The following is a 22,792-nucleotide window of genomic DNA, read 5'->3' as shown; positions in this document are numbered from 1 at the left end:
CTGATTATTGAAGCTGCGCGGACGATGTAATATCTTGCCTCAGTGAACTTGAATGCGGCGCGCAAACGGATCGACGAGCTGCGACAGCTGCTCGACGAACATTCCCATCGCTATTATGTGCTCGACGCCCCGTCGATCAGCGATGAGGAGTATGACCGGCTGTTCCGCGAGCTGACCCAGCTCGAAGGGCAATTCCCCGAGTTGACCGCGCCGGACTCGCCCACCGCGCGCGTGGGGGGCGCGCCGCTGGAGGGGTTTGACAAGGTCGTGCACGCGCGGCCGATGCTCTCGCTGCAAAACGCATTCGACCACCAGGAGCTGCGCGCCTTTGACGAGCGGGTGCGCCGCTTCTTGGGAAACGAGGGACCGATCCGCTACGCGGTGGAGCCCAAGATCGACGGCCTGGCCGTGCAGGTGAGCTACAGCGGCCGCCTGTTTACGATCGGAGCCACGCGCGGCGACGGTCTGATCGGCGAGGACGTCACCCAGAACCTACGCACGATCCGCGGCCTGCCGCTGCGACTGCCCGACTCCGCTCCGGACGAGCTACGCGTGCGCGGCGAGGTCTACCTAAGCAAGCGCGACTTCGCCGGGCTCAACCAGGCCAAGGAGGAGGCCGGCGAAAAGACTTTCGCCAATCCGCGCAACGCGGCCGCCGGGTCGGTGCGTCAGCTCGATCCGCAGATCGCGGCCGCACGGCCGTTGCGCATCGTATTCTACGCGCCGGGCGGAGCGGATCGATCAGCCGGCGGCCAGTGCGCGTTTCTCGAGCTGCTGCGCAACTACCGGCTGCCGACCCACGCCGGATCGCTGGCGCAATGCTGCGAGGGGATCGAGCAGACCATCGACGCGGTGCGTTGGATCGAGCAGCAGCGGCGCGAGCTGCCCTTCGACATCGACGGCGCGGTGGTCAAGGTCGACGACTTCGAGCTGCAAGGGCGTTTGGGAGCGACCGCGCACCACCCACGGTGGGCGATAGCCGTCAAGTTCAAGGCCCAGAAGGCGCAGACCCGCGTCAACGCCATCGAGGTCCAGGTCGGCCGCACCGGCGCGCTGACGCCCGTTGCCAAGCTCGATCCCGCGGCTGTGGGCGGGGTGACCATCCGCAGCGCCAGCCTGCACAACCAGGACGAGATCGATCGCCTCGACGTGCGCGAGGGCGACCAAGTGCTGATACAACGCGCGGGCGACGTGATCCCCGAGATCCTCGAGGTGCTTGTCGATCAGCGCGATGGCTCGGAGCGGAAATTTTCGATCCCCGAGCGCCACCGGGCTTGTCCGGCCTGCGGTTCGGCAGTGGTGCGCGCGCCGGGCGACGCCGCCTATCGCTGCGTGGGCCTGGCCTGCCCGGCCAAGCTCGCCGAGTCGCTCAAGCACTTCGCCTCCAAGGGCTGCATGAACATCGAGGGCCTGGGCGACAAGCTGATCGACCAACTCGTGGAGCGCGGCTTGGTGCACAGCCCGGCCGACCTCTACGATTTAGGCGAGGCAGCCTGGGCCGAGCTCGACCGGATGGGACTCAAGAGCGCGCGCAACATTGTCGAGGCGCTCGAACGCGGCAAACACGTGTCGCTGAACCGGCTGCTCGCCGCATTGGGCATCCGTATGGTCGGCGAGACGGTGGCCGAACTGCTGGCCCGGCGCTATCGGACGCTTGACGGGCTGCTCGGCGCGCAGTACGACGAGCTGACCGCCATTGACGGCGTGGGTCCCAAGGTCGCGCGCTCGATCGTGGATTTCTTTTCCGACGCGGCCAACCGCGAGGTGATCGGTCGGCTGCTCGATCACGGCGTGGAGCCCCAGCCGCTGGCCCAGATCGAGCAAGGTGTGTTCGCCGACCAAAGCGTGGTGCTCACCGGAGAGCTGGAGTCGATGACCCGCGCCGAGGCCAAGGAGCGGATCAAGTCCGCGGGCGGCCGGGTGTCCGGGTCGGTCAGCTCCAAGACCGACTTGGTCGTGGCCGGGCCGGGAGCGGGGAGCAAATTGAGCAAGGCCCAGAAGCTCGGCGTAAAGGTGATCGACGAGCAGCGGTTCCTCGAGATGTTGGAGCACGGATGAGCGGGGTGCACACTTCGCAGACCAAGGCGCTGTTCGTGTGCGTGCGCGGCCTGGTGCAGGGGGTCTGGTTTCGCGCATCCACGGTTGAGCGCGCCGAATCTTTGGGCGTCTGCGGCTGGGTGCGCAACGCGGCCGACGGCTCGGTCGAGCTGCACGCCGAGGGCGCTGCCGATGCGGTGGACGAGCTGATCGACTGGTGCCGTCAAGGGCCGTCCCCGGCCAGGGTCGACTCGCTGGAGGTCGCGCCGACCCAGCCCGCGGGCTACAGTCGGTTCGGAGTGAAATGATGGAGACCAAGCGCGCTGAATATTACGAGGAACTGGGCAACGGCGTGTATCGCTGCCTGCTCTGCCCGCGGCACTGCCTGATCGCACCTGGCAAACGTGGCCAATGCACAACGCGGCTCAACGACGCCGGAGTGCTGCTCGCCGACAACTACGGCGTGATCGCCTCCAGCGCCCTGGACCCGATCGAGAAGAAGCCGCTGTATCACGTTCGGCCCGGATCGCGTGTACTCTCGGTGGGCGGTTTGGGCTGCACGCTGGATTGCGATTTTTGCCAGAACTGGTCGCTGAAAAACGGCGCAGAGCGCGACGCGGGACGCCGGGTTGCGGCCCGTGAACTGGCCGACAACGCCGGACGCGAGGGCAGCGTGGGTCTGGCCTACACCTACAACGAGCCGGTGGTTTGGTTCGAGTACCTGATGGACGTGATGCCGCTGGTGCGCGAACAGGGGCTGCTCAACATACTGGTGACCAACGGCTATGCCGAGCCCGACCCTTGGGACCGCATCTGCTCGCTGAGCGACGCAATGAACATCGACCTTAAAAGCTTCCGTCAGGAGTTCTACCACGAGGTCTGCTCCGGACGGCTGGACACGGTGCGGCGCAACATCGAGCGCGCGGTGGAGCTTGGGGTGCACGTCGAGGTCACCACGCTGCTGGTGACCGACCTCAACGACTCCGAGTCCGAGATGCGCGACCTGACGCGCTGGCTGGCCACGGTCGATCCGTCGATTCCGTTCCACATCTCGCGCTACTTTCCCAACTACCGGCGCGAGACGCCGCCCACACCGCTGCCGCGGTTGCAGCGGGCATTGCAGATCGCGCGCGAGCGTCTGCGCTACGTCTACTTGGGCAACGTGGCCTCGGCCACGGGCGCAGACACCGACTGCTACAACTGCGGGGCCAAGCTGGTGCGGCGCTCAGGCTACTCGGTGCGCATCGAGCGGCTTGAGGGCGGCTGCTGCGGCGACTGCGGCGCCGACGCCAAAATGCTGCGATGAACCCATCGACCCAGGCCGGAATCTTCGCCGCGCTGGCGATCCTGATCATCGCCGTGCTGGCTGCGGGCAGACGCGCCGGGCGGCTGCGCCGACCGTTCGCCCTGGTCTGCCTGGCGCTGCTGCTGATCCATTTGGGGATCGTGCTGCAACGGTTGAGCGGAGCGTGGGGCGAGCTGTCGTTTTTCGGCGGGCTGCTGCTGCCGTTGGCGTTGCTGGCGCTGATCGCCTCAATGCTCGGCGTGGGCGGCGTGCGGCTGAAGTGGACCCTGAGAGTCAGCCTGGCGCTGGTATTCGTTGTGGGCCTCTCGCACCTCTGGAGCCCGGTCGACCTGCTGGGCAGGTCGATCGAAACCCTCGAGCGGCAATACCCGCACGCCTGGCCCGCGGCGCGGGCGCTGTATCTGTTCGGCTCCACCCTGCTGGTGCTGGGGATGATCCTCGTCCGTTCGCTGTCCGAGCCCTCGGCCCTGGTTCGACGGCAGCAGTGGTGGACCTTTGGCGCCGGGCTGTTGGCCTGGACTCTCAACGCGGCTGTGCTGTGGTTCGACAGCGAGACCTGGCAGGCGCTGGCAGCGCTTTCGCAGGTGCTGTTTCTCTACGTGTTCTACCTGGCCGCTGTCGAGCGCTCGCGACTCTCCCTGGCCGAGCTGCTGGGCAAGCTCGCGGCGTTCGCCGCCTCGGCGCTGGTGCTGGCGCTGGTGTTCGGCCTGCTGGTCTACTGGGCGGGAAGCGAACCGTTGCGTTTCGTGCTGTCGATCTTCGCCGCCGGGTTCATGGTGCTGTTGCTCTACGAGCCGCTGGTGGGACGCATCGCCCGCGGAGTCAGCGGCCTGTTTCAGCGCGACCGGCTGGTGATGGGCCGGATGCTCAGCCGCCTGCAATCCGAGACCGTGACGCTCACCGAACCGCAACAGTTGGCGCGCTTCGTTTCCTCGGAGCTTGCGCGTGGCGTGGGGGCCAAGGGGGCGGCGCTTTACGCGGTGAGCGAGGGCGGGGAGCTCGATCCGTTTTCCGATGTGCCCGGGCCGCAGATTCATGGTTCGTCGGGGCTGGTGACACAGCTTGCCTCGAGTCGCGCGGTATTGACGCTCGCCGGACTGGGCGAGCAGATCTACGACGCCCTGGGCAGAGGACGCAGGGACGAGCGCGTGGCGCTCGAGGCCGTGCGTACCTTGCTCAAGGACGCCGGGTACGAGGTCGCGGTGCCGATTCGAGCTCGAGGCAGGCTGCTCGCCGCTTGGCTGCTGGCTCCCCAGCGCGCCGGGGCCTACGGTGCGGAGGAGCTCGATGTGTTGCGCGCGTTGGGCGACCAGATCGGCCTCAAGCTCGACAGCCTGCAGGTGCTGGCTGAGTTTAGACACAGCGAACGGCTGGCGGCCATGGGACAGATGGCCGCGGGCCTGGCCCACGAGCTGAAGAATCCGTTGGGCTCGCTCAGCGGCGCGGCGCAGATGATCGACGCCCAGGAGCTGCCCGAGCAGCAGCGCCAGTGGCTGCGCATCGTTCTCGAGGATACCGACCGGCTCAAGGCCGTGCTCGAACGGTTTCTCGATTATGCGCGCCCCTCGCCGCTGCGACGCGAACGCTTCGACCCGTTGTCACTGGCCCGGCGCACCTGCGAGCTGCTGCGCGCCGACCCGGCGCTGGCCCGCGCTCAGCTGAGCTGCCAGGAGCACGGCGATCCGACGGGCGAACTCTACGCCGACCCCGAGCAGGTCGGGCAGGTGCTGATCAACCTGGTGCTCAACGCCGCGCAGATCGCTGCTGGGCGCGAGGTGCGCATCGAGCTTGCCATCGGCCGTCAGGTCAGGGCAGGGAGCGATGGCGTGCTGTTTGCGGTGCGCGACGACGGACCGGGCATCGACCCGGCGGACCACGATAAAATCTTTACACCGTTTTACACCAAGCGGCGCGGCGGTACCGGACTGGGCCTGGCGACCTGCCGACGGATTGTCGAGGCCCACGGCGGTATAATCGAGGCTGCGCAGCCCGATGGTCCTGGCGCGCTGATCAGGTTCTGGCTGCCCGATCGACGGGCAACCCACGAGGTTCATACAGGGGAAGCGAATGACGGCTGAGAACGCGAAGATATTAATCGTCGAGGATGAGGACAACATGCGGCAGGTGCTCGCCGGCCAGATCGCACGCCACGGATATCAGGTGGTGCAGGCCGAAGACGGCGCGCGCGCGCTGGAGCTGATCCGCAGCGAGCGGCCGGACGTAGTGCTGACCGACCTGCAGATGCCCGGGCTGAACGGCATGGAGCTGCTGGCGCAGATCAAGATTCATGACGGCTCCCTGCCGGTGCTGATGCTCACCGCCCACGGCAACGTGGAGAACGCAGTGGAAGCCATGCGCCGCGGGGCATTTGATTTTCTCACCAAGCCGTTTGATCCCGACGAGTTGGCCCAGGCATTGGATAAAGCCGTTGCCACGCGTCGGCTGTCCAGCGCCGAGCCGGCGGGCGACCGTCCGGGAGCGCTGGTGCCGCTGCTGGGCAACGATCCGAAGATGCTCGAGCTCGAGCGCGTGGTGGGCAAAATCGCGGACAGCCCCTCGACGATTTTAATCATGGGCGAGAGCGGCACGGGCAAAGAGCTGCTGGCGCGGATGATCCACGAGCGTTCGCAGTGCGACGGACCGTTCATCCCGGTCCACTGCGCCGCGATTCCCGAGACCCTGCTCGAGTCCGAGCTGTTCGGCCACGAGAAGGGGGCGTTCACCGGCGCCACGGCGAGCAAGCCCGGACGGTTCGAGCTGGCCGATGGCGGCACGCTGTTCCTCGACGAGGTGGGCACGATTCCGCTCTCAATGCAGGTCAAGCTGCTGCGCGTACTGCAGGACCAGACGTTCCAGCGCGTGGGTGGCGTACGGATGATCCACGTCAACGTACGATTGGTCGCCGCGACCAACGTCGATTTGAAGCAGGAGGTTCAGGCAGGGCGCTTTCGTGAGGACCTTTACTATCGGCTGGCCGTGGTGCCGCTGCAACTGCCGGCGTTGCGGCAGCGGCGAGGCGACATCGCGGCGATCGCCCAGACGGTGATCGACCGGCTGCGCAACCGGCTCGACCGACCGCGTGCCAAGATCTCGCCCGAGGCGCTGGCCGCGCTGGCGGCCTACGACTGGCCGGGCAACGTGCGCGAACTCGAGAACGTGCTCGAGCGTTCGCTGCTGTTGGCCGACGTAGACGAGCTTGAGCCCGAGGACCTGCCCTCCGAGGTCGTGGGCGCGCGTTCGCGCATCGCCCTGAGTTCGGGCGACGATCGACCCGAGGGAGATCAAGACGATCTGCGGCTTAAGCCGCGTGTGAAATCGGCCACCGCCGCGTTGGAGCGCGAGCTGATCAAACGCGCCCTGGCCCGCACCGAGGGCAACGTCACCCGCGCGGCGGAGCTGCTCGGGTTGAGCCGCAAGGGCCTGCAGCTCAAGCTTCGGGAGCTCGGGTTGCGGCGCGATGAGGCGGCCGGGGATTGACACCGGCGGTCAAGAAATACGATCCTGTAAATAACTATCGGCGAGTTTCACTTCCTGGGGCGCAAGCGCGAGGGAACCATGTTGCCAAGGCGAAGTTATCTGTCGGCTAAGCTGTTGTTAATACTACTGCTGGCCGCTGTCCTGGCTTTGGCCGTGTGCTGCACCGGAGACAATAAGACCCCCTATAACGCCGAGGACGACGACGATTCTACGGACGACGACGACGATCAGCCTGAACCTCCTGATCCGCCCGACGTCGATCCGGTGATCAGCCCCACGCCGCTGCTGGTCCAGAGCATCAGCGGCACGGCCGAAGTCGACGCCGCGATCAACGTGCGCGGAGGGGCCCAATCGGCGAGCGCAACCGCGGACAACATCGGCGGCGAATGGTGCGTGACGGTCAGCCTCAACCAGGCGACGTCCAACGATCTGGAAATTACGGCCACGGACAGGGAGGGCAACATCAGCGACCCGGCCCTGGTCTCCATCGTGCAAGACCCGAACTCCGGTCCCGAGGAGCAGAACCTGTCGCTCGAGGGGTTGGCCTTTGCAGGGAGCACCAGCGGAACCGAGTGCCCCGAGTGCACGGCCGACAAGGGGATCGACGGCAGTACGGCCACCTGGTGGCACAACAGCACCAACACGTTTCACGAGGAGGCCCGGCGTCTCCAGTGGTACGGGGTCAAGCGACTCGATACGGTGATCGTAAAGCGGGCGGTGATCGTCTGGCAGGCCTCGATGTTCGCCACGGACTACGTGGTCTACTACAGCGACCTGCCCAGCCCGCCGGACCCCCACGAGGATGGCGCGCTGGAGGAGCCCAACTGGTACGTGGCGCACGTCGAGCAGATGGGAACCGGCGGTACGCAATACATCGATTTCGACGAACCGTTCACCGCGCGCTGGGTGGCGATAGTGCTGTTCGAGGGGAGCGACATCAACGAGCTGACCGGTCGCGCGCGTTACGCAATTGCAGAATTTGAGATCTACGGCGTGTCCGCAGAGGACTGGCCGGTCGATCCGGGGTGTTGAACATGAAAAATCAGATACGTTTCTCCATGGTGTCGTTGTGGCTGCTGGTAGCGCTGCTCGCGATGCTTTTGGCCTTCAGCGTTGCCTGTCGCGATTCGACGGACACCGACTCCGACGACGATGACGACGACCTTGACGACGATGTTGACGACGACGACGACGAACAGCCGCCCGATACAACGCCGCCCGATCCGCCGCTGGTCGATCCGGTGCTCAGTCCGACGCATCTGGGGTTGCAGACCATCACCGGTTTGGCCGAGGCCGGCTCACGGGTCGAGATCACCGGCGGACTGGCCGACGCCAACACGGTGGTCGAGGTCGACGGCTCGTGGTGCGTGACGGTTTACCTCGATCCGCTGAGCACCAATACCCTGGCGGTTACGGCCACTGACGCGGCTGAGAACGTTTCCGATCCGACGATCGCGCAGATCGAGCAGATCGAAAACGACGATCCGACCAACCAGGCCTTTGAGAAGGCGGCCACGTCCAGCTCCACGTCCTCGGGGAGTCCGCAGAACTCGCCGGACAAGGCCGTGGACGGCGATGCGGGGACCCGCTGGGATTCCTCGGAGAACCACCTCAATCCGCAGTGGCTCAAGGTCTACCTCGACGATTACATCCAGATCGAACAGCTGAAGATCGTCTGGAACAGCGACGAGCGGGCCTTTGCCGACGAGTACGAGATTCGCGTCAACCCCGACCGCTATGCGGCCACCGAGCCGGTCGAGGACGACTGGGTGACGGTCTACGTGGAGACCAACGGTCAGGGCGGGACCGAGGAATTCGACCTGCCAACGCCCTTCGGCGGTTGGTGGGTGGCGATTTTGCTCCAGCACTCGGACTCGGCGTTCCCACTGTACAACGAGTACGAGATCATCGAATTCGAGGCCTGGGGCTATCCTTATACCGAGCCGGACGAGGGCTGCTACTAGCACCTTTGAGCTGCCACAAAATTCGCGCAGTGCGAAGGTCGTCAACCAACGAGCCACCCCGCGGCAGCTTGGAGCTGCACGGCCAAACTCACTCAGTAAGAAGGTCGCAATCCAACGAGCGATTCCAAGACTAACGATTGGGGATGTTTATCTACGGGGGCTGTTCAGCGGATCAGGTCGAGTTTCTTCTTGGCCAGTTCGGCCTCTTCGGTGCCCGGGTAGTCTTTGATTACCTTCTCAAAGAAGATCCGCGCATCGACCATCTCGCCCAGCTCGTAGAAAGAGAATCCGAGCTTGAGGTAGGCCCGGGGCGCCCGCGGCGAGCTGCTGTAGCGCGTGACCACCTTGTCGTACTCGAGGATCGCGGAGTCGTAGGCGCGCTGTTCGAAAAAGCATTCGCCGAGCATGAACTGCGCGTCGGGAACCGACGATGAGTTGGGGTGCTTCTTGAGAAATTCGGTATAGCGGGCCTTGGCCGCCTCGTAGTTGCCGGCACGGAATAGGTTGTCGGCCTCTTTGAGCAACTCCATCTCGTTCGGGCCCTGATTCTGCTGCTGCGGCGTTTCCGCCGGGGTTGTGTCGGTCTTGATTCCCAGCTTGCTTTCTATGGCCGAAAGCCTGCGTTCGGCGCTTTCCACGCGCGGGGTGATGTCCTGATAGCTTTTCTTGAACTGGTCCAGCTCGTGCCCAAGCTCCTCGACCGATCCTCTGAGCTTGCTGTGATCCTGGCGAATGCGGTCCATGTCGGCGGTGGCGCTGGCCATGTTCGGGCCGATGCTGTCGAAGATCGAGCGCAGCTCTTGGTTCTGCCGCTCGAGCTCGTCGACGCGCACCTGTAGGTCTGACACCTGTTGTTCCAGAACGATCGTGTATCGGGTCTTGATACAGCCCGGAAGAAGGATAATCAGCGCGCAGATCGCGGCGATGAGCGGTAATAGACGGGACAGTTCGCTACGGTTTGAAAACATCGGTTTACCACAATGCTGATATGCGAGGTCCCCGGTGTGTTGCACCGGGGACCCCGCCGGAGAACAAGTCGTTTACTTTTCCTTGAACTCCACCCGCCGGTTCATACCCCAGGCGGCTTCGTTGTGGCCCGGGTCAGCAGGTTTGCTCTCGCCGAAGCTCACGGTGGTCAAGCGTCCAGGGGCGACACCGGCGCTCACCATGAAGTTCTTCACCGAGTTGGCGCGGCGATCGCCGAGCGCCAAGTTGTACTCTACGGTGCCACGCTCGTCGCAATGGCCCTCGAGTACCCACATCATCGCACCGTTCTGCTTTGCCGTACCCACGTTCTGGTTCAGCATCATCTGCTGATCGGAACGAACACTGTAATCGTCGAAGTCGAACAGGATCGTTTCCATGTCAGCAGGGGGCGGAGGCGGAGGCGGCGGAGGCGGAGGCGGAGGAGGAGGCGGCACCTTGGCGGCCTCGCAATCATTCAGGGCTTTCTTGCCGAGTTGCTCGGCCGCCAGCCCCTTGACCTTTGCCTCGTCCACCTTCTTATCCGCGCACAGCGCCTCGGCTTCAGCCAGAGCGTCCTCGGCAGCCATCAGGCTGTCCGGGGCGTACTGGGCGGCGCCGCAGGCCTTGGCGTCGGCAATGGCCGTTTTCGCTCCGTCAAGCATGGTCGGCTCACACTTCTTACAACCGACAAACATCGCCATCAGGAAGACCATGGACAACACCATCGCAATACGGATAGTGGTCTTCATGCAATTACCTCCTTGCGGAATTATGGAAATACTGCTGTTTAATACCCTTTCGGATAACCAGCCAATCGAATTTCTTTTGTAGAGTCCCTGGGTTATGGCGCACTTATTCATTTGAGTAGTCTAGGAGCCCACGACGGAGAAGTATCAAATCCCCCTGGGGTTGTCAACTGTTTTGTATAGCTGCCGTCAATGTTCATTATCCACAGCGTGCGGCCTCTTCCGCCTCTGGTAGAGCTGAATACGATCGCTCGGCCATCGGGGCTCCACGAAGGATCCTCGTTGCTCCCCACGCCCTCGGTTAGATTGAAGCGATACGAGCCGTCGGCGTTCATCACGAAGATGTCGTACGTGCCCATTGAACGGCCCGAGTAGCAGATTTTATCGCCGGTAGGGGACCATTCCGGCGTCTGATTGTAGCCGCCCTCGAAGGTCAGACGCCGCACTTCGCTGCCGTCGTCGGCCATCTTGTAGACCTGGGGAGTGCCCGAGCGGTCGGAGATGAACACCAGCTCATTGCCCTCGGGCGACCAGCAGGGGCTGACCTCAATCGACCAGGAGGCGGTCAGACGCCGCAGGGCGCGGCCATCGAGGTTCGAAGTGTATATTTCGGAGTTGCCGTCCTTGGACAGCGTCATCGCCATCCGCTTGCCGTTGGGCGAGATCGAGGGAGTGGCGTTGAGCCCTTCGTACCCCACGGCCAGCTTGGGCCGGCCTCCTTCGGCGCTGACCGAGTAGATCTTGGTCGTGCCGTCCAGATAGCTGACGTAATAGATCCGTTCTCCCGCGGAGTCCCACACCGGGCTGAGGTCGCCCACGTTGTTGGCCGTGATCCGCGTCAGGTTGCGGCCGTCGATGCCGACCGTGTAGATCTCTTGGTTGTCGCCCGTACCGCGCAAGAACACGACCTTGGTGCCGAAGATCCCCTCCTGGCCCGTGACCAGATAGACAATCTCGTTGCCGAAGCGGTGGACCATCTCCGGGTAGTCCTCGGGACGGCCCTGGTAGGTTTTGCCGAGCATCAGCGAGCCGTTGAACACGTCGTAGAGCCGCAGCTCCATGGTCAGCTTGCCCTCGCTCACCGTGAAGCCGGCCTTGATCAGCAGCTCGGCGTTGATCAGCTTCCAGTCGTAGAAGTCGATGGTCTCGGGCGTAATCCCGGCCGTGGAACGATCCTCGATGTACAGCGCGGGATTGCGCACGCTGAAATAGCCCGACAAGTGCAGGTCGTCGACCATGATCTGCGTGGCCTGCTGCGCCAGGTCGCCATTATTGGCGCCGGTGCCCATGTTGTAGAACTCGGGCACGGCCACCGGGATCTTGTCCAGGGTCTGGTTGATGAAGTCGATGGTGAAGCGCGCTTCGGCACTCAGCGGCGTGAGCAGCAGCAAGGCCATGCACAGTATAAATACCGTTTTTCGGGCAAAACGGGCGTTGTTCACAGGGTCCTCACCTCCCGCTGGGGAAGAATCTGAGGTTGATGCCGTCCTGGGCCACCACGTTTTTAATCAGCTCGGGCGGCGAATTTAGCGGGTTGGCCTTGTCCACCGCGCGCAACGCCTGCTGATCGACTGCCGGGATGCCCGAGGACTTTATCACGTTACGGTAGGTGATTCGTCCGCTCGAGTCGATCTTGATGTGGATCACCACCGAGACCTCGTTGTCTCCGGAAAGTCCCGGCGGCGAGGTCCAGTTGTTCATAATCTTGTTGTACACGGTGTTGAGATAGATCGAGACGATGCGGTTGCCCACGCCCGATCCGCCGGTGCCGCGCAGGGTGACCGAGCCGCGGACCTGGCCGCCGCTTTGTTCGCGGCGCTCGCGGATGCGCTCGATGGCTTGGCGCGCCTCGTCCGGCGTGGGCTCGGGCGTGCGCCTAATGCGCGGCGTCTTGGCCGGCTGGGTCGGCGGCATCGGCGCGACAACCTCGGGCGTACGCGGTTTGGGCGTGTTCGCCGGTTTTGGCGGCTCGATCGGCTCGGGCTCGGGCTGCGGCGCCACGTCCGGCGCCTGGGCGGGATTGAGGCTCGAATCGTCGATTATCAATTCGGCGGGCATGAAGCTGAAGGGCAGCTCATCGCCCAGCTCGAACTGCCGCGCTCGCACCTGGGACATGCCCGCGAACAGCACGGTGAGGATGATCACATTGAGCGCCAGGCTCAGGCACACGCCGCTGATTACGATCCGGCGGTCGGCCGGATGGCTTGGCTGGGCGCGGCGACCAAAGCCGCTGCTCATCGCTCATCCTGCGTTTTGCCCGGCTCGGTGATCATGCCCACGCGCGTCACGCCGATGCGCTGGACATCGGAGATCACGCCGATCACCACGCCGTAGGGCACGTCTTTATCGGCGCGGACGTAGATGTCTTTGTCCGGACGGTTTTGGTAGATCGCCTCGATCGTGGCGTAGAACTTCTCCGGCTGCTCGTAGCGGTTGTTGCCGATGTACAGCGATCCGTCCTGTTTGATGTTGATGATCACGCGTTCGGATGGGGCGTCATCGAGCGCCTTGCCGTCGGCCTTGGGCAGATCGAGTCGGATGCCCTCGGTCAGCAGCGGCGCGGTGACCATGAAGATGATCAGCAGCACCAGCATTACGTCGACAAACGGCGTAACGTTGATTTCGCTTAACAGCCTGCGCCGACCGCCGTTGCCCGGGGTGGGGATCGCCATCTTACGCCTTGAGGATGTGGTTCTCCATGATGTTGAGGAACTCAGCGACGAAGTTCTCGAGTTCGATCTCCATCACGCGGATGCGGTTGACGAAATAGTTGTAGGCCACCACCGCGGGGATCGCGGCGAACAGGCCGATGGCCGTGGCGATCAGCGCCTCGGCGATGCCTGGGCCCACGGTCTTGAGCGTCGCGGTGCCGGTCATACGCTCCAGGTCGATAAAGGTGCGCATGATTCCCCAGACCGTGCCGAACAGTCCGATGAACGGCGCGGTATTGCCGGTGGTCGCCAGGAACGGCACCGAGCGCTCGATGCGGCTGACCTCTTGGCGCATCGCCTGCCCCAGCGCGCGTTGGACGGTCTCCAGCGCTCGACGCGGATCGCCGCCGCTCTTGCGGAAGCGGTCGAGCTCGTTGTAGCCCGCGGCAAAGACCTGGGCCACGGGAGCGTCGCTCATCGCGCGCGTGCGCTTGTAGATCTCGTCGAGGTTGCGCACCTCCCAGAAGACGTCGAGGAAGCGCGCCGACTGCTTGCCCGCCTTGTTCAACTGCCAGGCCTTGATGATCATAATTGCCCAACAGGCGACGCTCATCGCCACGAGCAGCAGCAGCACGAGCTGCACGGTCAGCGTGGCGCTCAACACGTAATCCCAGATCCCCTTGTTCGCCGCGGTCGCGACGACCTCGATTATTTCGGGGGTCGGGGTCAGGGTCTCAGGCATGCGGCATTACCCTCGTTCGAATGTTGGATACCGACGGCATTTTGCGGCTCGTCATAGCACACCCCCTGGTAGCGGGCAAGCCGCCCCCTTGTATGATGACAACAATTTAACAGGAAAAGTTCTATAATAATTGCAGCACCCATTGTGCCAACCCCACAGGGCTTCCTGAGAAGTCAGGCTGCTGATGGTGAATCATCGACAACAGGCGCCCGAGCTGTTAAAGCGCGTATCCGAGCTTAGGTCCGAAGATTGGACGGCGCCGACGATCATCCAGCGCGGCAAGCGTTATTTCGAGCACGGTCATGTCGGGCCGCTGCTGGTTAGGCCCAACGAGATTACCACCGCGGTCAGCGGCAGCGGCGAGGAGCCGTATCAGGTCTATTTCCTCGAGGGAGCCGACGGCTTTATCGCCCTGTGCGAATGCCCGTTCGTGCGCGATCCGTTCTGTAAGCACCTGGTGGCCGTAATCTACGCCTGCCGAGCCGCGATCGCCGGCGAGCTGGAATGGAGGACGGACCAGGGAGCATCGCCGCAGGAGCGCATTGAGAGCGTCCTGGCCCGCAGTGAATTGCAGCGCCTCCGCGAGGATCCGTTTAAGGCCCTGGAGCTCGATGGCTACCTGGTGCAGCACGACCTGGGACTTTCAAGGCTGGGCCTGCGCGCGCGGCTTGATTACGGCGCGCGGATCATCGAACAGACCAACGATGTGCTGCTGTTCGGCCGGCCGCCCTCGGCTTGGCCCCTGGGCTTTGTGCGCGCCCTTGTCAGGTGGACTCTGCGCGATTCCGAGGCGTCCGACACGTTGCTCAGCGGTTTTTTCCACCGGATGTTTAGCTTCGACCGGCGGCTGGTCAAAGAGCTCGAACCGGCGATCATCGCCGCCTGCTTCGGTCCGCCGCACCGTCGTCGCGTGGCCGAGGCGCTACGCAACTCCCTGCGGATCGGACAAGGACTGGCAGAGGAGGACCGCGAATCGATCTGCCAGCTGTGCGAACGCCTGGACAGCGCCTAGTCAGCACTCCGGCTTCGAGCCGGGCACAAAAAAATATCCCCAGAGGTTGGGAGTGAACTAACCCCTGGGGCGAATTTATGGGCGCCCTCTAGGCGTCCATTCGCTTCTGTACAATATGAACGCAAGCATCGTATCCCCGGCGATTCGCAGGTGTCAAATGCTAAATTGACAGCCCCGGAAGGCGGTGATACAGAAGGGAAACGGTTTGGCAGACAACCGGGCCTGATGGGAATGCGGGCATGAATTACATCTTTGGACCCGTCGCTTCGCGCCGCCTGGGATACAGCCTTGGCATAGACATCGTTCCGGCCAATACCTGTTCCTGTGATTGCCTATTTTGCGAAGTAGACCGCACCTCGCGCAAGAGTGTGGAGCGCTCCGCGTTCGTGCACGAAGAGCGGGTGATCGACGAGCTGACCGAGGCGCTTGCGCTGCCGATGAAGGTCGATATCATCACGTTCTCGGGCTCGGGCGAACCGACGCTCAACAGCCGTCTGGGACAGTTGATCCGCCGCGTCAAACGGGTCAGCGAGCTTCCGGTGGCGGTAATCACCAATTCGACGCTGATCGATCGTCCGGACGTCAGGAGCGAGCTGTCAGCCGCAGACATCGTGCTGCCCAGCCTGCACAGCGTAGTCCCCGAGACCTTCCAGCGTCTGTGCCGACCAGCCCGCGGTGTGTCGCTCGAATCGATGATCCAAGGGCTGGCAACGTTTCGCAGCAGCTTTGCCGGACAGCTTTGGCTAGAGGTGCTGCTGGTTAAGGGGATCAACGACTCGCCCCACGAGCTGACGCGCCTGCGTCGCGTAATCGACGAGATCATGCCCGACAGGATCCAGGTCGCCACCGTTACCAGGCCGCCGGCAGACCAGGGCGCGCAGCCGGTCTCGCGCACCTACCTCGAGAATGTCTGCGGGCTGTTCGGCCCGAGTTGCGAGCTGGTCGGCAGCTTCGGCAGGTCCGGCGCGGCCCCGGTTTTAGGGGACGAACGCGGGCGGATGCTCGAGCTGCTCAAACGGCGGGCGGCGACATTGGACGAAGTGATCGAGGCGTTGCAGATCGACCGTAAGCTGGCCAAACAGCTATTGACCGAGTTGGTCGATTCCGGGGCTGTCCAGCACCGGGTCTTCGGCGACCGGGATTTCTACCTGTCGATCAGCGACTGAGCGCGGGCTTCCAGACCATCAATGTAAAAAAGGGCGACCCAATGGGCCGCCCCTGGATGCTGATATTTTGTTATCTACTTATTGTGGATCTTGCGGATCTCGTCGCGCGCCTCTTGGCAGTCGAGGTTGTGTTCCAGGCACTTGACGAAGTGCAGCTCGGCGAATTCGTTCTCGCCCACGTCGCGGTAGATCTTGCCCAGGTTGAGGTAGGCCTGCCACTGACCGGCCTTGATCTTGATCCCCTGCTTGATCGTCTGCTCGGCCTGGCTCAGGCCGGCCTGGCTGTCGTCGAGGTTGAACTGCACCCAACCCAGGAAGCTGTAGGCTTCCGCCAGCTCGCCGTCGAGCTCGATCGCTTTTTGCAACGCCAGTTGAGCCTGATCGAAGTTCGATTCCCCGATCAGATCCTGGCCAATATGCAGTAGCTCCTCGGCGGACTTCTCCTCCATGTCGGGCAGCTCGGGCTCTTCGATCGGCTCCTCGGTTTCCTCTTCAGGCGGAGTAGTCGAGTCGTCCTTATCCCAGGACATGTCTTGCTGTAGAGAGAAATCGTCGATCGCCTCCTGTTCGGGCTTGTATTCCTCGCGCGGTTCGTCGTCGGGCTCTTCCTCGACGTAGTCCGGCACCTCTTCGGCGAGTTCGACCTCGATCTCTTCTTCGTCTTCGGCCGCCTTGGCCAGTCGCGCGGCGTCTTCTCCAATCGCGCTGTCCGGACTCTCGACGTCGCGGGTGACCTCCTGCCTGATGCGGTCGACCGACTCCAACGCCGAGCTGATCAGCTCTTCGTCGATGCTGATCTCGTAGCCCTTGCTCGCCTTGGGCTTGGGAGTTTTCGCGGCCGGAGTTTTGGGCAGCGTACGGGTCTTGCCCACGTTCTCCGGGAAACCGATCAGACCGAGCATATATAGCGCGTAGAGGATCTTGTAGGCGCGCTTGGGCTTCATTTTCGAGGCGTGTACCGCCTGGCGTAGGGTGAGCTTGCCGTTCACCAGCTTCTCGAACATCCTGTTGTCGCCAGGCCCCATCGGCAGGTCGTTGATCATGAACGGCGGGTCGGGCCGTTTAAAGATCAGGCTTTCCTTACGTCCGCGGAACTCGCGCGGCATCTTGTTCATCGGCAGTTTTTCGCGCACGCCCTCGTAGATCAACGCCGGGATGTTCAGGTTGAGTACTTGGTATTCTTCGTCGATGATTCCGTTGTCACGGAAGTAGTACTCGCCCTCGATCCACTCGAAGACCGACAGCAGCTTGAGCCGCACGTGTTCGTTGAGTGCCTGGTAAAGGTCGTGGGGCGTGATGTAGTTGTTCTCGAGCAGCCATTCGCCCTGCTTTTTTTTGGAACGCTTGATCTCTTCCTTGGACGCGAGGTTGACATCCTCGGAGATCAGGTTGCGCTCGGCGAGAAAGTCGCCGATGGAGAGTTTGGGAAAATAGCTGCTGGTAACGTAGACCAGCTTGCCCTTGTTGAAGTGCAGATGAACTTTCTTTTTGCCGTTGGTAAGAGCCAGCACGCCGGTCTTCTCGCCGCTTGCGAAGAAATAGATCACCTTGGGAGTGGGGACCGAGGCCAGACTCCCCTTCATATAATGTGTGCGATCCTCACTTTGCGACATCACCGACTCTCCGCTTAACATGGTTTGCTCAGCAGGTTGCAGTCCCGCAAAAACTTCTCGATTCTCAGGTTGATCACGGCCGGCTGCTCAACGAGCGCAGCAGCAGTCCCGTGCCAGACCTTGAGTAGTTGTGCTTGCGGAATCTGCTCCGCCATTTTCTTCACTACCTTGAACGGAGTCAACCGATCATCCTCGCCGCCGACCACCAGCGTGGGCACAGTGATCTCCTCGAGCATATCCTCGGCACTGTGTTCCATGGCAGCGCGGGTGATCGCGAAGAAGATCGAAAAGTCGATCTGCAACAGGTGATCGAGGAACTCGTTGAAGTCCTTGCGGCGGGCGAACAGCGGGTCGAGGAACATGCGCCTGATTAGCGGGAAGGCCAGCGGGCTGGAGGTGAGCAGCTCGGTAAACAGCTCGACTCCGCGCGGGAAGTTGGTGCCAAGGAAGGTCGTCGCCTGCATCAGCTCACGGCCGTAGCGCCAGTTGAACATCTGCTCGTTGGGCTTGCTGGGGCCGCCGCAGACCAGCACCAGCGCCGCCACGCGCTCGGGCCACAGACGGTAGAGCTCGAGCACGATCTGTACGCCCACGTGGTGGCCGACCAGCACGCACTTGTCGGCGCCCACGTCGTCAATCACTCCCAGCAGATCCTCGGCCAGCGCCGGGATGGTGATATTGCGCAATCTCTCGGGAAAGTACGACAGGCCGTGACCGCGCAGATCCCAGTTGACCACCTGCAGTTTGGGCTTGAAATAATCCACCAACGGCCTCCAGAACGAGGTCGAGAGACCTGCGCCGTTGGTCGTTACCAGCGACGTGCCTGCTCCATATGCGGTGTAATGGATCTTGCAGGAGTCGAAGCCTACGACGTAATTTTGCTTTATTGCTTTCATCTCAATGCGTTGGGTACTCAATTAAACAATCATATCAGACGATGGGTTAGCGTCAAGAATAATGGTAGTCATTTTTGGACCCGGCGGTCGAACTGATGAGACATTGCAGTTTATGCGGCCCTGAGGCTATAACCGAAGAGCTTGAACCACAGATCCCAAGGCGGTGCGGAACATGGACAATCGCAAGCTGATATGGCCGGCGCTGTGCCTGCTGCTGCTGACCGCCGTATTTACGGGATGCGCGCACCGCGAATACCAGGCCGACCCTTACGCCGCCGAGTTCCAGCGCCCCACCGACGAGCTGGCGTCTTTTGACTACGATCGCTCGCCGGTTCCGGTCAAGTGGAAGTACCAGGGCCTGCGTAGCGGCTGCGCGCTGTACAAGGTGCGGTTCCGCGTGCGCGACGTCGAGCTGATCAAAGAGAAGGTAGCCACCGCCTACCTGTTTGTGCCCCTGGAGCGCAACGTGCGTCGGCCGGCGGTGATCATCCTTCCGCCCACCGGCGGCAACTACAATCTGATGCTCAGCTTCGGCGAATACTTTGCGCAGCGCGGATTCGTTGCTCTGGTGTTCAAGCGCCGGGCGCGGTTCTTCAAGCCCGACCGCGAGCTGGATTACAACACCGTGTTGTTCCGCCAGGCGGTGATCGACATCCGCCGCTGCATCGATCTGTTGCAGCAACAGCCGTACGTCGATCCCGAGCGGATCGGGATTATGGGGGTCAGCCTGGGAGCGATCCTCGGCCAGCTTGCGGCCGAGGCCGACCCGCGGATCAAGTCCTGCGTGATGCTGCTCGGCGCCTCGGACCTGCCGCAGATCCTCGTCAACAGCGATTACATAGTCGTGCGCAGGCTGCGCAAGGCGATCCGCGAGCGACACGACGTCTCCAAGAAGGATCTCGAACAGTTCGCGCGCCTCCAGCTGGGCGAGGTCGATCCTTATGCTTATGCCGATCGCATCGACCCGCAGAGCCTGCTGATGATCAACGGCTACTTCGACTGCATCATCAAGTATTCCGTGGCCAAGGATTCCTGGGAGAACAGCGGCCGGCCCGAGATGTACGTTGTGCCCACCGGCCACTACAGCTCGTTTCTCATGATGGGCTACGCCTACAAGCGGATTCAGCGCCACCTGTGCCGCACCCTGGACCACCCCTACATCGATCCCTGACCCAGATCTAAAGGGCCCTTGGGCGTGTTGCCCGACGGCGGACCATGTAGTACTTTTACTCGCCGGGAACCGAATCGCGGACAGATCTTGAGCCGCATTGGTAGCTCTATGAAGAATCCGGGCTTACAGGAGTATCTCGATGCCCACTGACAAGCGATCGGCCAGGATCGCAGGCCCCTCGGGACTGAAGCTGCGCAGTGCGGCCGTCAGCGAGCACCGGTTGCTCAAGGCGTGCGGTACGCTGATGGAACTGATCGGCGAACGAGCCGGGGAGTCGCGTCCAAGCCGCGAATACAAGGAACAACTGAATCGGCTGCTGGGTAGGATCGGCGCGATCACCAGGCTCTACGGTTACCTGGAGTTGATTGAATTCCAGGGCGCGTTGATGGCCAACGACGTGATGCTCGGCTTCGAGTTCCAGCACGATCCCGCGGTTCAGTCGCTGCTGCTGTTGCTGGCCCGCAACCGGTTGCGCCGGATCAAGTTCATGCCCGAACTCAAGTCGGACGAGTTGGACCTGCTGTGCTTCTGGCTCTCCCACGGCATGGTCGACCCCTCCAAACCGCGCGCCACGTCCAATCTTTACCTGACCTTTCAGGCCGGACTAGAGCCGCTGGCCGCGGAGTTCGAGCAACAGCAACAGCCCGCGGTGCCGGTCGAGGGGCATGAGTCGCACACTCCGCCGCTGGGAGTGCTGCGCGAGCCGGTCACCAGCAGCTACCGCTACGACAAGGTGCTCTACGAGGAGCAGGCGCGTCTGGTGGGCAAGCGCAAAGTCAGCATCTTCGTACTCGTGGGCGAGATCCGCCTTGACGGCGCGCTGGTGCGCATCGTCACCGACGAGGGGCTCGCCCAACGCGAGACCAAGAACGGCCAGGCGGCGATTTACTACCTGACCAGGGGCGGCTACAAGGCCGAAGTCAACTACGACAAGTTCACGGTCAATACCGATTTCAACGTGCTCGACGACGATCTGGAACTGGAGGTCGACCTGCAGGCCTATGACAAATACTGAACCGAAAATTATCGTTCACGGCGGGGCGAGCCCCAAGAAACGCACCGATCCCAAACGCCGGGAGGTGGTCGAGCAGGCGGCCGAAGCGGGCTACAAAGTGCTGCGCGAGGGCGGCAACGCCAAGGACGCGGTCTGCAGCACGGTGAGCATCCTGGAAGACGATCCGCTGTTCAACGCCGGCACCGGCAGCTACGTGCAGATGGACGGCACCTGCCGGATGGACGCCTGCCTAATGGATTCCAATCTCAACGTCGGTGCGGTGATCCAGGTCGAACAGGTACGCAATCCGATCCTGGTCGCCCGCCGGCTGCTCGACCTGGGAATCCATTCGATCCTGATGGGAACCCTGGCCACGGAATTCGCGCGCGCCGAGGGTTTCGAGAGTTACGACACGCGCACCGACGCCAAGCTCAAGATCTGGATCGAGCAACGCCATCGCTTTGCCAAGGTGCGGCGGGTGGAGTTTCTCAAGCTGCTGCGCGACCAGATCAAGGGCGAGGCGATGCTCGGGACGGTGGGCGCGGTGGCGCTGGACCGGCGCGGTCGCCTGGCCGCCGGCACCAGCACCGGCGGGCTGGCCGTGGACCTGCCCGGACGGGTCGGCGACGTTCCGCTGGTCGGCTGCGGCACATATGCCAACGCCGCCGCGGGGGTGAGCTGCACCGGTATCGGCGAGAAGATCATCCGCGTGGTGTTGGCCAAGACCGCCACCGACCTGATCGAGCAGGGCGTCGACGCCCAGGCCGCGTGCGAGACCGCGCTGAAGCGGATGGATGCCATCGGCGGCTGGGCCGGGCTGATCGCCATCGACCTGCGCGGCAATCTCGGCGCCGCGTTCAACACCGGTTCCATGGCCCATGCTTCAAGAGGGTAGGCCGTTGCAGGGATTGCCGCTGTGGGCGTTGGCCCTGCTGCTGTTGCTGCCGCTGCTGCTGGGCGCGGCCCAGGTCAGCGTCGGCGGACACTCGGCACTGATCCCCGCTTGGACAATCGAGGGCGAGCAGTACTATGACCTGTCGGCGCTGTGCCGAGCCCTCGAGGTCAAGCTGACCTCGCACCCTGAAACGCAACGCAGCAGCCTAGCCCGCGGCACCTCGCGTTTGGTGCTCGCCCCCGGGTCGCCACAGCTGCTGCTCGATGGCCGAGTGATCCAGCTGCCCTCGCCGCCGCGCTGGGTGCAGGGCGCCGTAGCGGTCCCGGCCGCGTTTCTCGGGCCGCTCTCGGAGCTGCTGGGATCGCCGGTTATCATCGAGTCGTTTACGTCCGATGATCGGCCGGGTGCCGAGCTGATCCGGGCTGCGCTCGAGCCCGCGGCCATCAGCCGGGTGGTGCTCGACCCCGGGCACGGCGGGAGCGATCCCGGCGCGTTGGGGCCCGAGGGCCATTGCGAAAAGGACGTGACCCTGGCCGTGGCGTTGATGGCCAAGCCGATCATCGAGCGCGAGCTGGGGTGCGAGGTGCTGATGACGCGCACCAGCGACGTGTTCGTACCGCTGGCCGAGCGTACGCGCCTGGCCAACGCCTGGGGCGCGGATCTGTTCGTCAGCATTCACGCCAACGGCTATCGCCGCAGCGAGGCCAGCGGGGTCGAGACCTTCTACCTGGCGATGACCGCCTCGGACGAGCAGGCCGCGGCCGTGGCCGCCGAGGAGAACGCCGTGCTCCAGCTTGAGGGCGGGCCCTCACCCGACGCGTTGTCCGACCTGCAGGCAATCCTCTGGGACATGGTGCAGACCGAGGTGCTGCAGGCCTCGGCCGAGGTCGCTGAGCTGATCCAATCGCGCCTCGCGGATTTCGCTGAGACAGCCAACCGCGGGGTCAAGCAGGCGCCGTTTTTTGTGTTGATCGGCACACAGATGCCCGCGGTACTGGTCGAGGTCGGGTTCATCACCAATCCGGACGAGGCCCGGCGGCTCAGCCGACCCGAGGTCCAACTTGAGCTGGCGCGCGCCATTGCCATGGCAATCGTGGATTACGACGCCCGCCTGCGCAACGGCATGTAGCCCGTAATATTCAAGAGCCTTCTACTG

The 22,792-nt window shown here is 63.3% G+C and carries 21 protein-coding genes; 13 read left to right on the top strand and 8 right to left on the bottom strand.

The genetic code is table 11. From position 1 onward, the window contains the following. Positions 1-42: 42 nt before the first annotated feature. The 7 genes from ligA (at position 43) to P9M14_09170 (ending at position 8,784) form a co-directional block, all read left to right on the top strand. Complete coding sequence (ligA, locus tag P9M14_09200) at positions 43-2,058, top strand: NAD-dependent DNA ligase LigA (protein MDP8255914.1); 2,016 nt, start codon at positions 43-45, stop codon at positions 2,056-2,058. After that, a complete protein-coding gene (locus tag P9M14_09195) occupies positions 2,055-2,345 on the top strand; it encodes an acylphosphatase (protein MDP8255913.1) in 291 nt (96 codons plus the stop codon). Before ligA ends, P9M14_09195 begins: the two co-directional genes overlap by 4 nt. Then, on the top strand, positions 2,345-3,343 hold the full coding sequence (amrS, locus tag P9M14_09190; protein MDP8255912.1) for an AmmeMemoRadiSam system radical SAM enzyme: 999 nt from the start codon (positions 2,345-2,347) through the stop codon (positions 3,341-3,343). The genes P9M14_09195 and amrS overlap by 1 nt, the downstream gene beginning before the upstream one ends. Continuing rightward, entirely contained in the window at positions 3,340-5,421 is a 2,082-nt protein-coding gene (locus P9M14_09185) for an ATP-binding protein (GenBank protein MDP8255911.1), read from the top strand. Before amrS ends, P9M14_09185 begins: the two co-directional genes overlap by 4 nt. Continuing rightward, the gene (locus P9M14_09180) at positions 5,411-6,820 is read left to right on the top strand and encodes a sigma-54 dependent transcriptional regulator (GenBank protein MDP8255910.1); all 1,410 of its coding nucleotides are present in this window, start codon (positions 5,411-5,413) and stop codon (positions 6,818-6,820) included. Before P9M14_09185 ends, P9M14_09180 begins: the two co-directional genes overlap by 11 nt. Positions 6,821-6,934: 114 nt before the next feature. Continuing rightward, positions 6,935-7,852, top strand: a complete 918-nt coding sequence (locus P9M14_09175; protein ID MDP8255909.1) for an Ig-like domain-containing protein — start codon at positions 6,935-6,937, stop codon at positions 7,850-7,852. A 2-nt stretch (positions 7,853-7,854) separates the two neighbouring features. Beyond that, positions 7,855-8,784 (top strand): discoidin domain-containing protein, encoded by a 930-nt coding sequence (locus P9M14_09170; GenBank protein MDP8255908.1) that lies wholly within the window; start codon positions 7,855-7,857, stop codon positions 8,782-8,784. Between the two features lie 164 nt (positions 8,785-8,948). On the opposite strand, the gene ybgF is transcribed toward P9M14_09170, so the two are convergent. The 6 genes from ybgF to tolQ form a co-directional block, all read right to left on the bottom strand. Then, positions 8,949-9,632 carry a tol-pal system protein YbgF gene (gene ybgF / locus P9M14_09165; protein MDP8255907.1) on the bottom strand — a complete coding sequence of 228 codons (684 nt, stop codon included), beginning with the start codon at positions 9,630-9,632 and terminating at the stop codon, positions 8,949-8,951. A gap of 192 nt (positions 9,633-9,824) precedes the next feature. Beyond that, positions 9,825-10,499: an OmpA family protein gene (locus P9M14_09160; protein ID MDP8255906.1), complete on the bottom strand. Its 675-nt coding sequence runs from the start codon at positions 10,497-10,499 to the stop codon at positions 9,825-9,827. Between the two features lie 107 nt (positions 10,500-10,606). After that, the gene (gene tolB / locus P9M14_09155) at positions 10,607-11,938 is read right to left on the bottom strand and encodes a Tol-Pal system beta propeller repeat protein TolB (GenBank protein ID MDP8255905.1); all 1,332 of its coding nucleotides are present in this window, start codon (positions 11,936-11,938) and stop codon (positions 10,607-10,609) included. Between the two features lie 7 nt (positions 11,939-11,945). Then, on the bottom strand, positions 11,946-12,734 hold the full coding sequence (locus tag P9M14_09150; protein MDP8255904.1) for a TonB family protein: 789 nt from the start codon (positions 12,732-12,734) through the stop codon (positions 11,946-11,948). Further along, positions 12,731-13,168 (bottom strand): protein TolR, encoded by a 438-nt coding sequence (gene tolR, locus P9M14_09145; GenBank protein ID MDP8255903.1) that lies wholly within the window; start codon positions 13,166-13,168, stop codon positions 12,731-12,733. The genes P9M14_09150 and tolR overlap by 4 nt, the downstream gene beginning before the upstream one ends. A 1-nt stretch (position 13,169) precedes the next feature. Further along, on the bottom strand, positions 13,170-13,889 hold the full coding sequence (tolQ, locus tag P9M14_09140) for a protein TolQ (GenBank protein ID MDP8255902.1): 720 nt from the start codon (positions 13,887-13,889) through the stop codon (positions 13,170-13,172). 184 nt (positions 13,890-14,073) lie between these two features. Here tolQ and P9M14_09135 point away from each other — a divergent pair, with 184 nt between their 5' ends. Further along, the gene (locus P9M14_09135) at positions 14,074-14,901 is read left to right on the top strand and encodes a hypothetical protein (GenBank protein MDP8255901.1); all 828 of its coding nucleotides are present in this window, start codon (positions 14,074-14,076) and stop codon (positions 14,899-14,901) included. A gap of 239 nt (positions 14,902-15,140) precedes the next feature. Further along, positions 15,141-16,067, top strand: coding sequence for a radical SAM protein (locus P9M14_09130; protein MDP8255900.1), 927 nt, complete (start codon positions 15,141-15,143; stop codon positions 16,065-16,067). Positions 16,068-16,141: 74 nt separating this feature from the next. Here the strand turns inward: P9M14_09130 and P9M14_09125 are convergent, their stop codons facing one another. Continuing rightward, the gene (locus P9M14_09125; protein MDP8255899.1) at positions 16,142-17,680 is read right to left on the bottom strand and encodes a DUF4388 domain-containing protein; all 1,539 of its coding nucleotides are present in this window, start codon (positions 17,678-17,680) and stop codon (positions 16,142-16,144) included. Positions 17,681-17,694: 14 nt separating this feature from the next. Further along, a complete protein-coding gene (locus P9M14_09120) occupies positions 17,695-18,576 on the bottom strand; it encodes an alpha/beta hydrolase (protein MDP8255898.1) in 882 nt (293 codons plus the stop codon). Positions 18,577-18,748: 172 nt separating this feature from the next. On the opposite strand from P9M14_09120, the gene P9M14_09115 reads away from it, so the two are divergent. The 4 genes from P9M14_09115 (at position 18,749) to P9M14_09100 (ending at position 22,765) form a co-directional block, all read left to right on the top strand. Then, complete coding sequence (locus P9M14_09115) at positions 18,749-19,747, top strand: dienelactone hydrolase family protein (GenBank protein ID MDP8255897.1); 999 nt, start codon at positions 18,749-18,751, stop codon at positions 19,745-19,747. 139 nt (positions 19,748-19,886) lie between these two features. After that, positions 19,887-20,762 carry a hypothetical protein gene (locus P9M14_09110; GenBank protein ID MDP8255896.1) on the top strand — a complete coding sequence of 292 codons (876 nt, stop codon included), beginning with the start codon at positions 19,887-19,889 and terminating at the stop codon, positions 20,760-20,762. Next, positions 20,749-21,636, top strand: coding sequence for an isoaspartyl peptidase/L-asparaginase (locus P9M14_09105; protein ID MDP8255895.1), 888 nt, complete (start codon positions 20,749-20,751; stop codon positions 21,634-21,636). The genes P9M14_09110 and P9M14_09105 overlap by 14 nt, the downstream gene beginning before the upstream one ends. Beyond that, positions 21,620-22,765, top strand: a complete 1,146-nt coding sequence (locus tag P9M14_09100; GenBank protein MDP8255894.1) for an N-acetylmuramoyl-L-alanine amidase — start codon at positions 21,620-21,622, stop codon at positions 22,763-22,765. The genes P9M14_09105 and P9M14_09100 overlap by 17 nt, the downstream gene beginning before the upstream one ends. The last annotated feature ends 27 nt before the right edge of the window (positions 22,766-22,792 follow it).

The sequence above is a fragment of the Candidatus Alcyoniella australis genome, assembly GCA_030765605.1.
GTDB classification, from domain to species: Bacteria; Lernaellota; Lernaellaia; order JAVCCG01; family Alcyoniellaceae; genus Alcyoniella; species Alcyoniella australis.
This window is presented reverse-complemented; position numbering and strand designations above follow the sequence as displayed.

Bases quoted from the DNA above. Each gene is read 5' to 3' on its own strand.
- P9M14_09150 (MDP8255904.1), bottom strand. From the start codon at position 12,734: ATGAGCAGCGGCTTTGGTCGCCGCGCCCAGCCAAGCCATCCGGCCGAC.
- tolR (MDP8255903.1), bottom strand. From the start codon at position 13,168: ATGGCGATCCCCACCCCGGGCAACGGCGGTCGGCGCAGGCTGTTAAGC.
- P9M14_09120 (MDP8255898.1), bottom strand. From the start codon at position 18,576: ATGAAAGCAATAAAGCAAAATTACGTCGTAGGCTTCGACTCCTGCAAG.
- P9M14_09180 (MDP8255910.1), top strand. From the start codon at position 5,411: ATGACGGCTGAGAACGCGAAGATATTAATCGTCGAGGATGAGGACAAC.
- P9M14_09195 (MDP8255913.1), top strand. From the start codon at position 2,055: ATGAGCGGGGTGCACACTTCGCAGACCAAGGCGCTGTTCGTGTGCGTG.
- tolQ (MDP8255902.1), bottom strand. From the start codon at position 13,889: ATGCCTGAGACCCTGACCCCGACCCCCGAAATAATCGAGGTCGTCGCG.
- P9M14_09135 (MDP8255901.1), top strand. From the start codon at position 14,074: ATGGTGAATCATCGACAACAGGCGCCCGAGCTGTTAAAGCGCGTATCC.
- P9M14_09100 (MDP8255894.1), top strand. From the start codon at position 21,620: ATGCTTCAAGAGGGTAGGCCGTTGCAGGGATTGCCGCTGTGGGCGTTG.
- P9M14_09105 (MDP8255895.1), top strand. From the start codon at position 20,749: ATGACAAATACTGAACCGAAAATTATCGTTCACGGCGGGGCGAGCCCC.
- P9M14_09130 (MDP8255900.1), top strand. From the start codon at position 15,141: ATGAATTACATCTTTGGACCCGTCGCTTCGCGCCGCCTGGGATACAGC.
- P9M14_09125 (MDP8255899.1), bottom strand. From the start codon at position 17,680: ATGTCGCAAAGTGAGGATCGCACACATTATATGAAGGGGAGTCTGGCC.
- P9M14_09160 (MDP8255906.1), bottom strand. From the start codon at position 10,499: ATGAAGACCACTATCCGTATTGCGATGGTGTTGTCCATGGTCTTCCTG.
- P9M14_09170 (MDP8255908.1), top strand. From the start codon at position 7,855: ATGAAAAATCAGATACGTTTCTCCATGGTGTCGTTGTGGCTGCTGGTA.
- P9M14_09110 (MDP8255896.1), top strand. From the start codon at position 19,887: ATGCCCACTGACAAGCGATCGGCCAGGATCGCAGGCCCCTCGGGACTG.
- P9M14_09185 (MDP8255911.1), top strand. From the start codon at position 3,340: ATGAACCCATCGACCCAGGCCGGAATCTTCGCCGCGCTGGCGATCCTG.
- P9M14_09115 (MDP8255897.1), top strand. From the start codon at position 18,749: ATGGACAATCGCAAGCTGATATGGCCGGCGCTGTGCCTGCTGCTGCTG.
- amrS (MDP8255912.1), top strand. From the start codon at position 2,345: ATGGAGACCAAGCGCGCTGAATATTACGAGGAACTGGGCAACGGCGTG.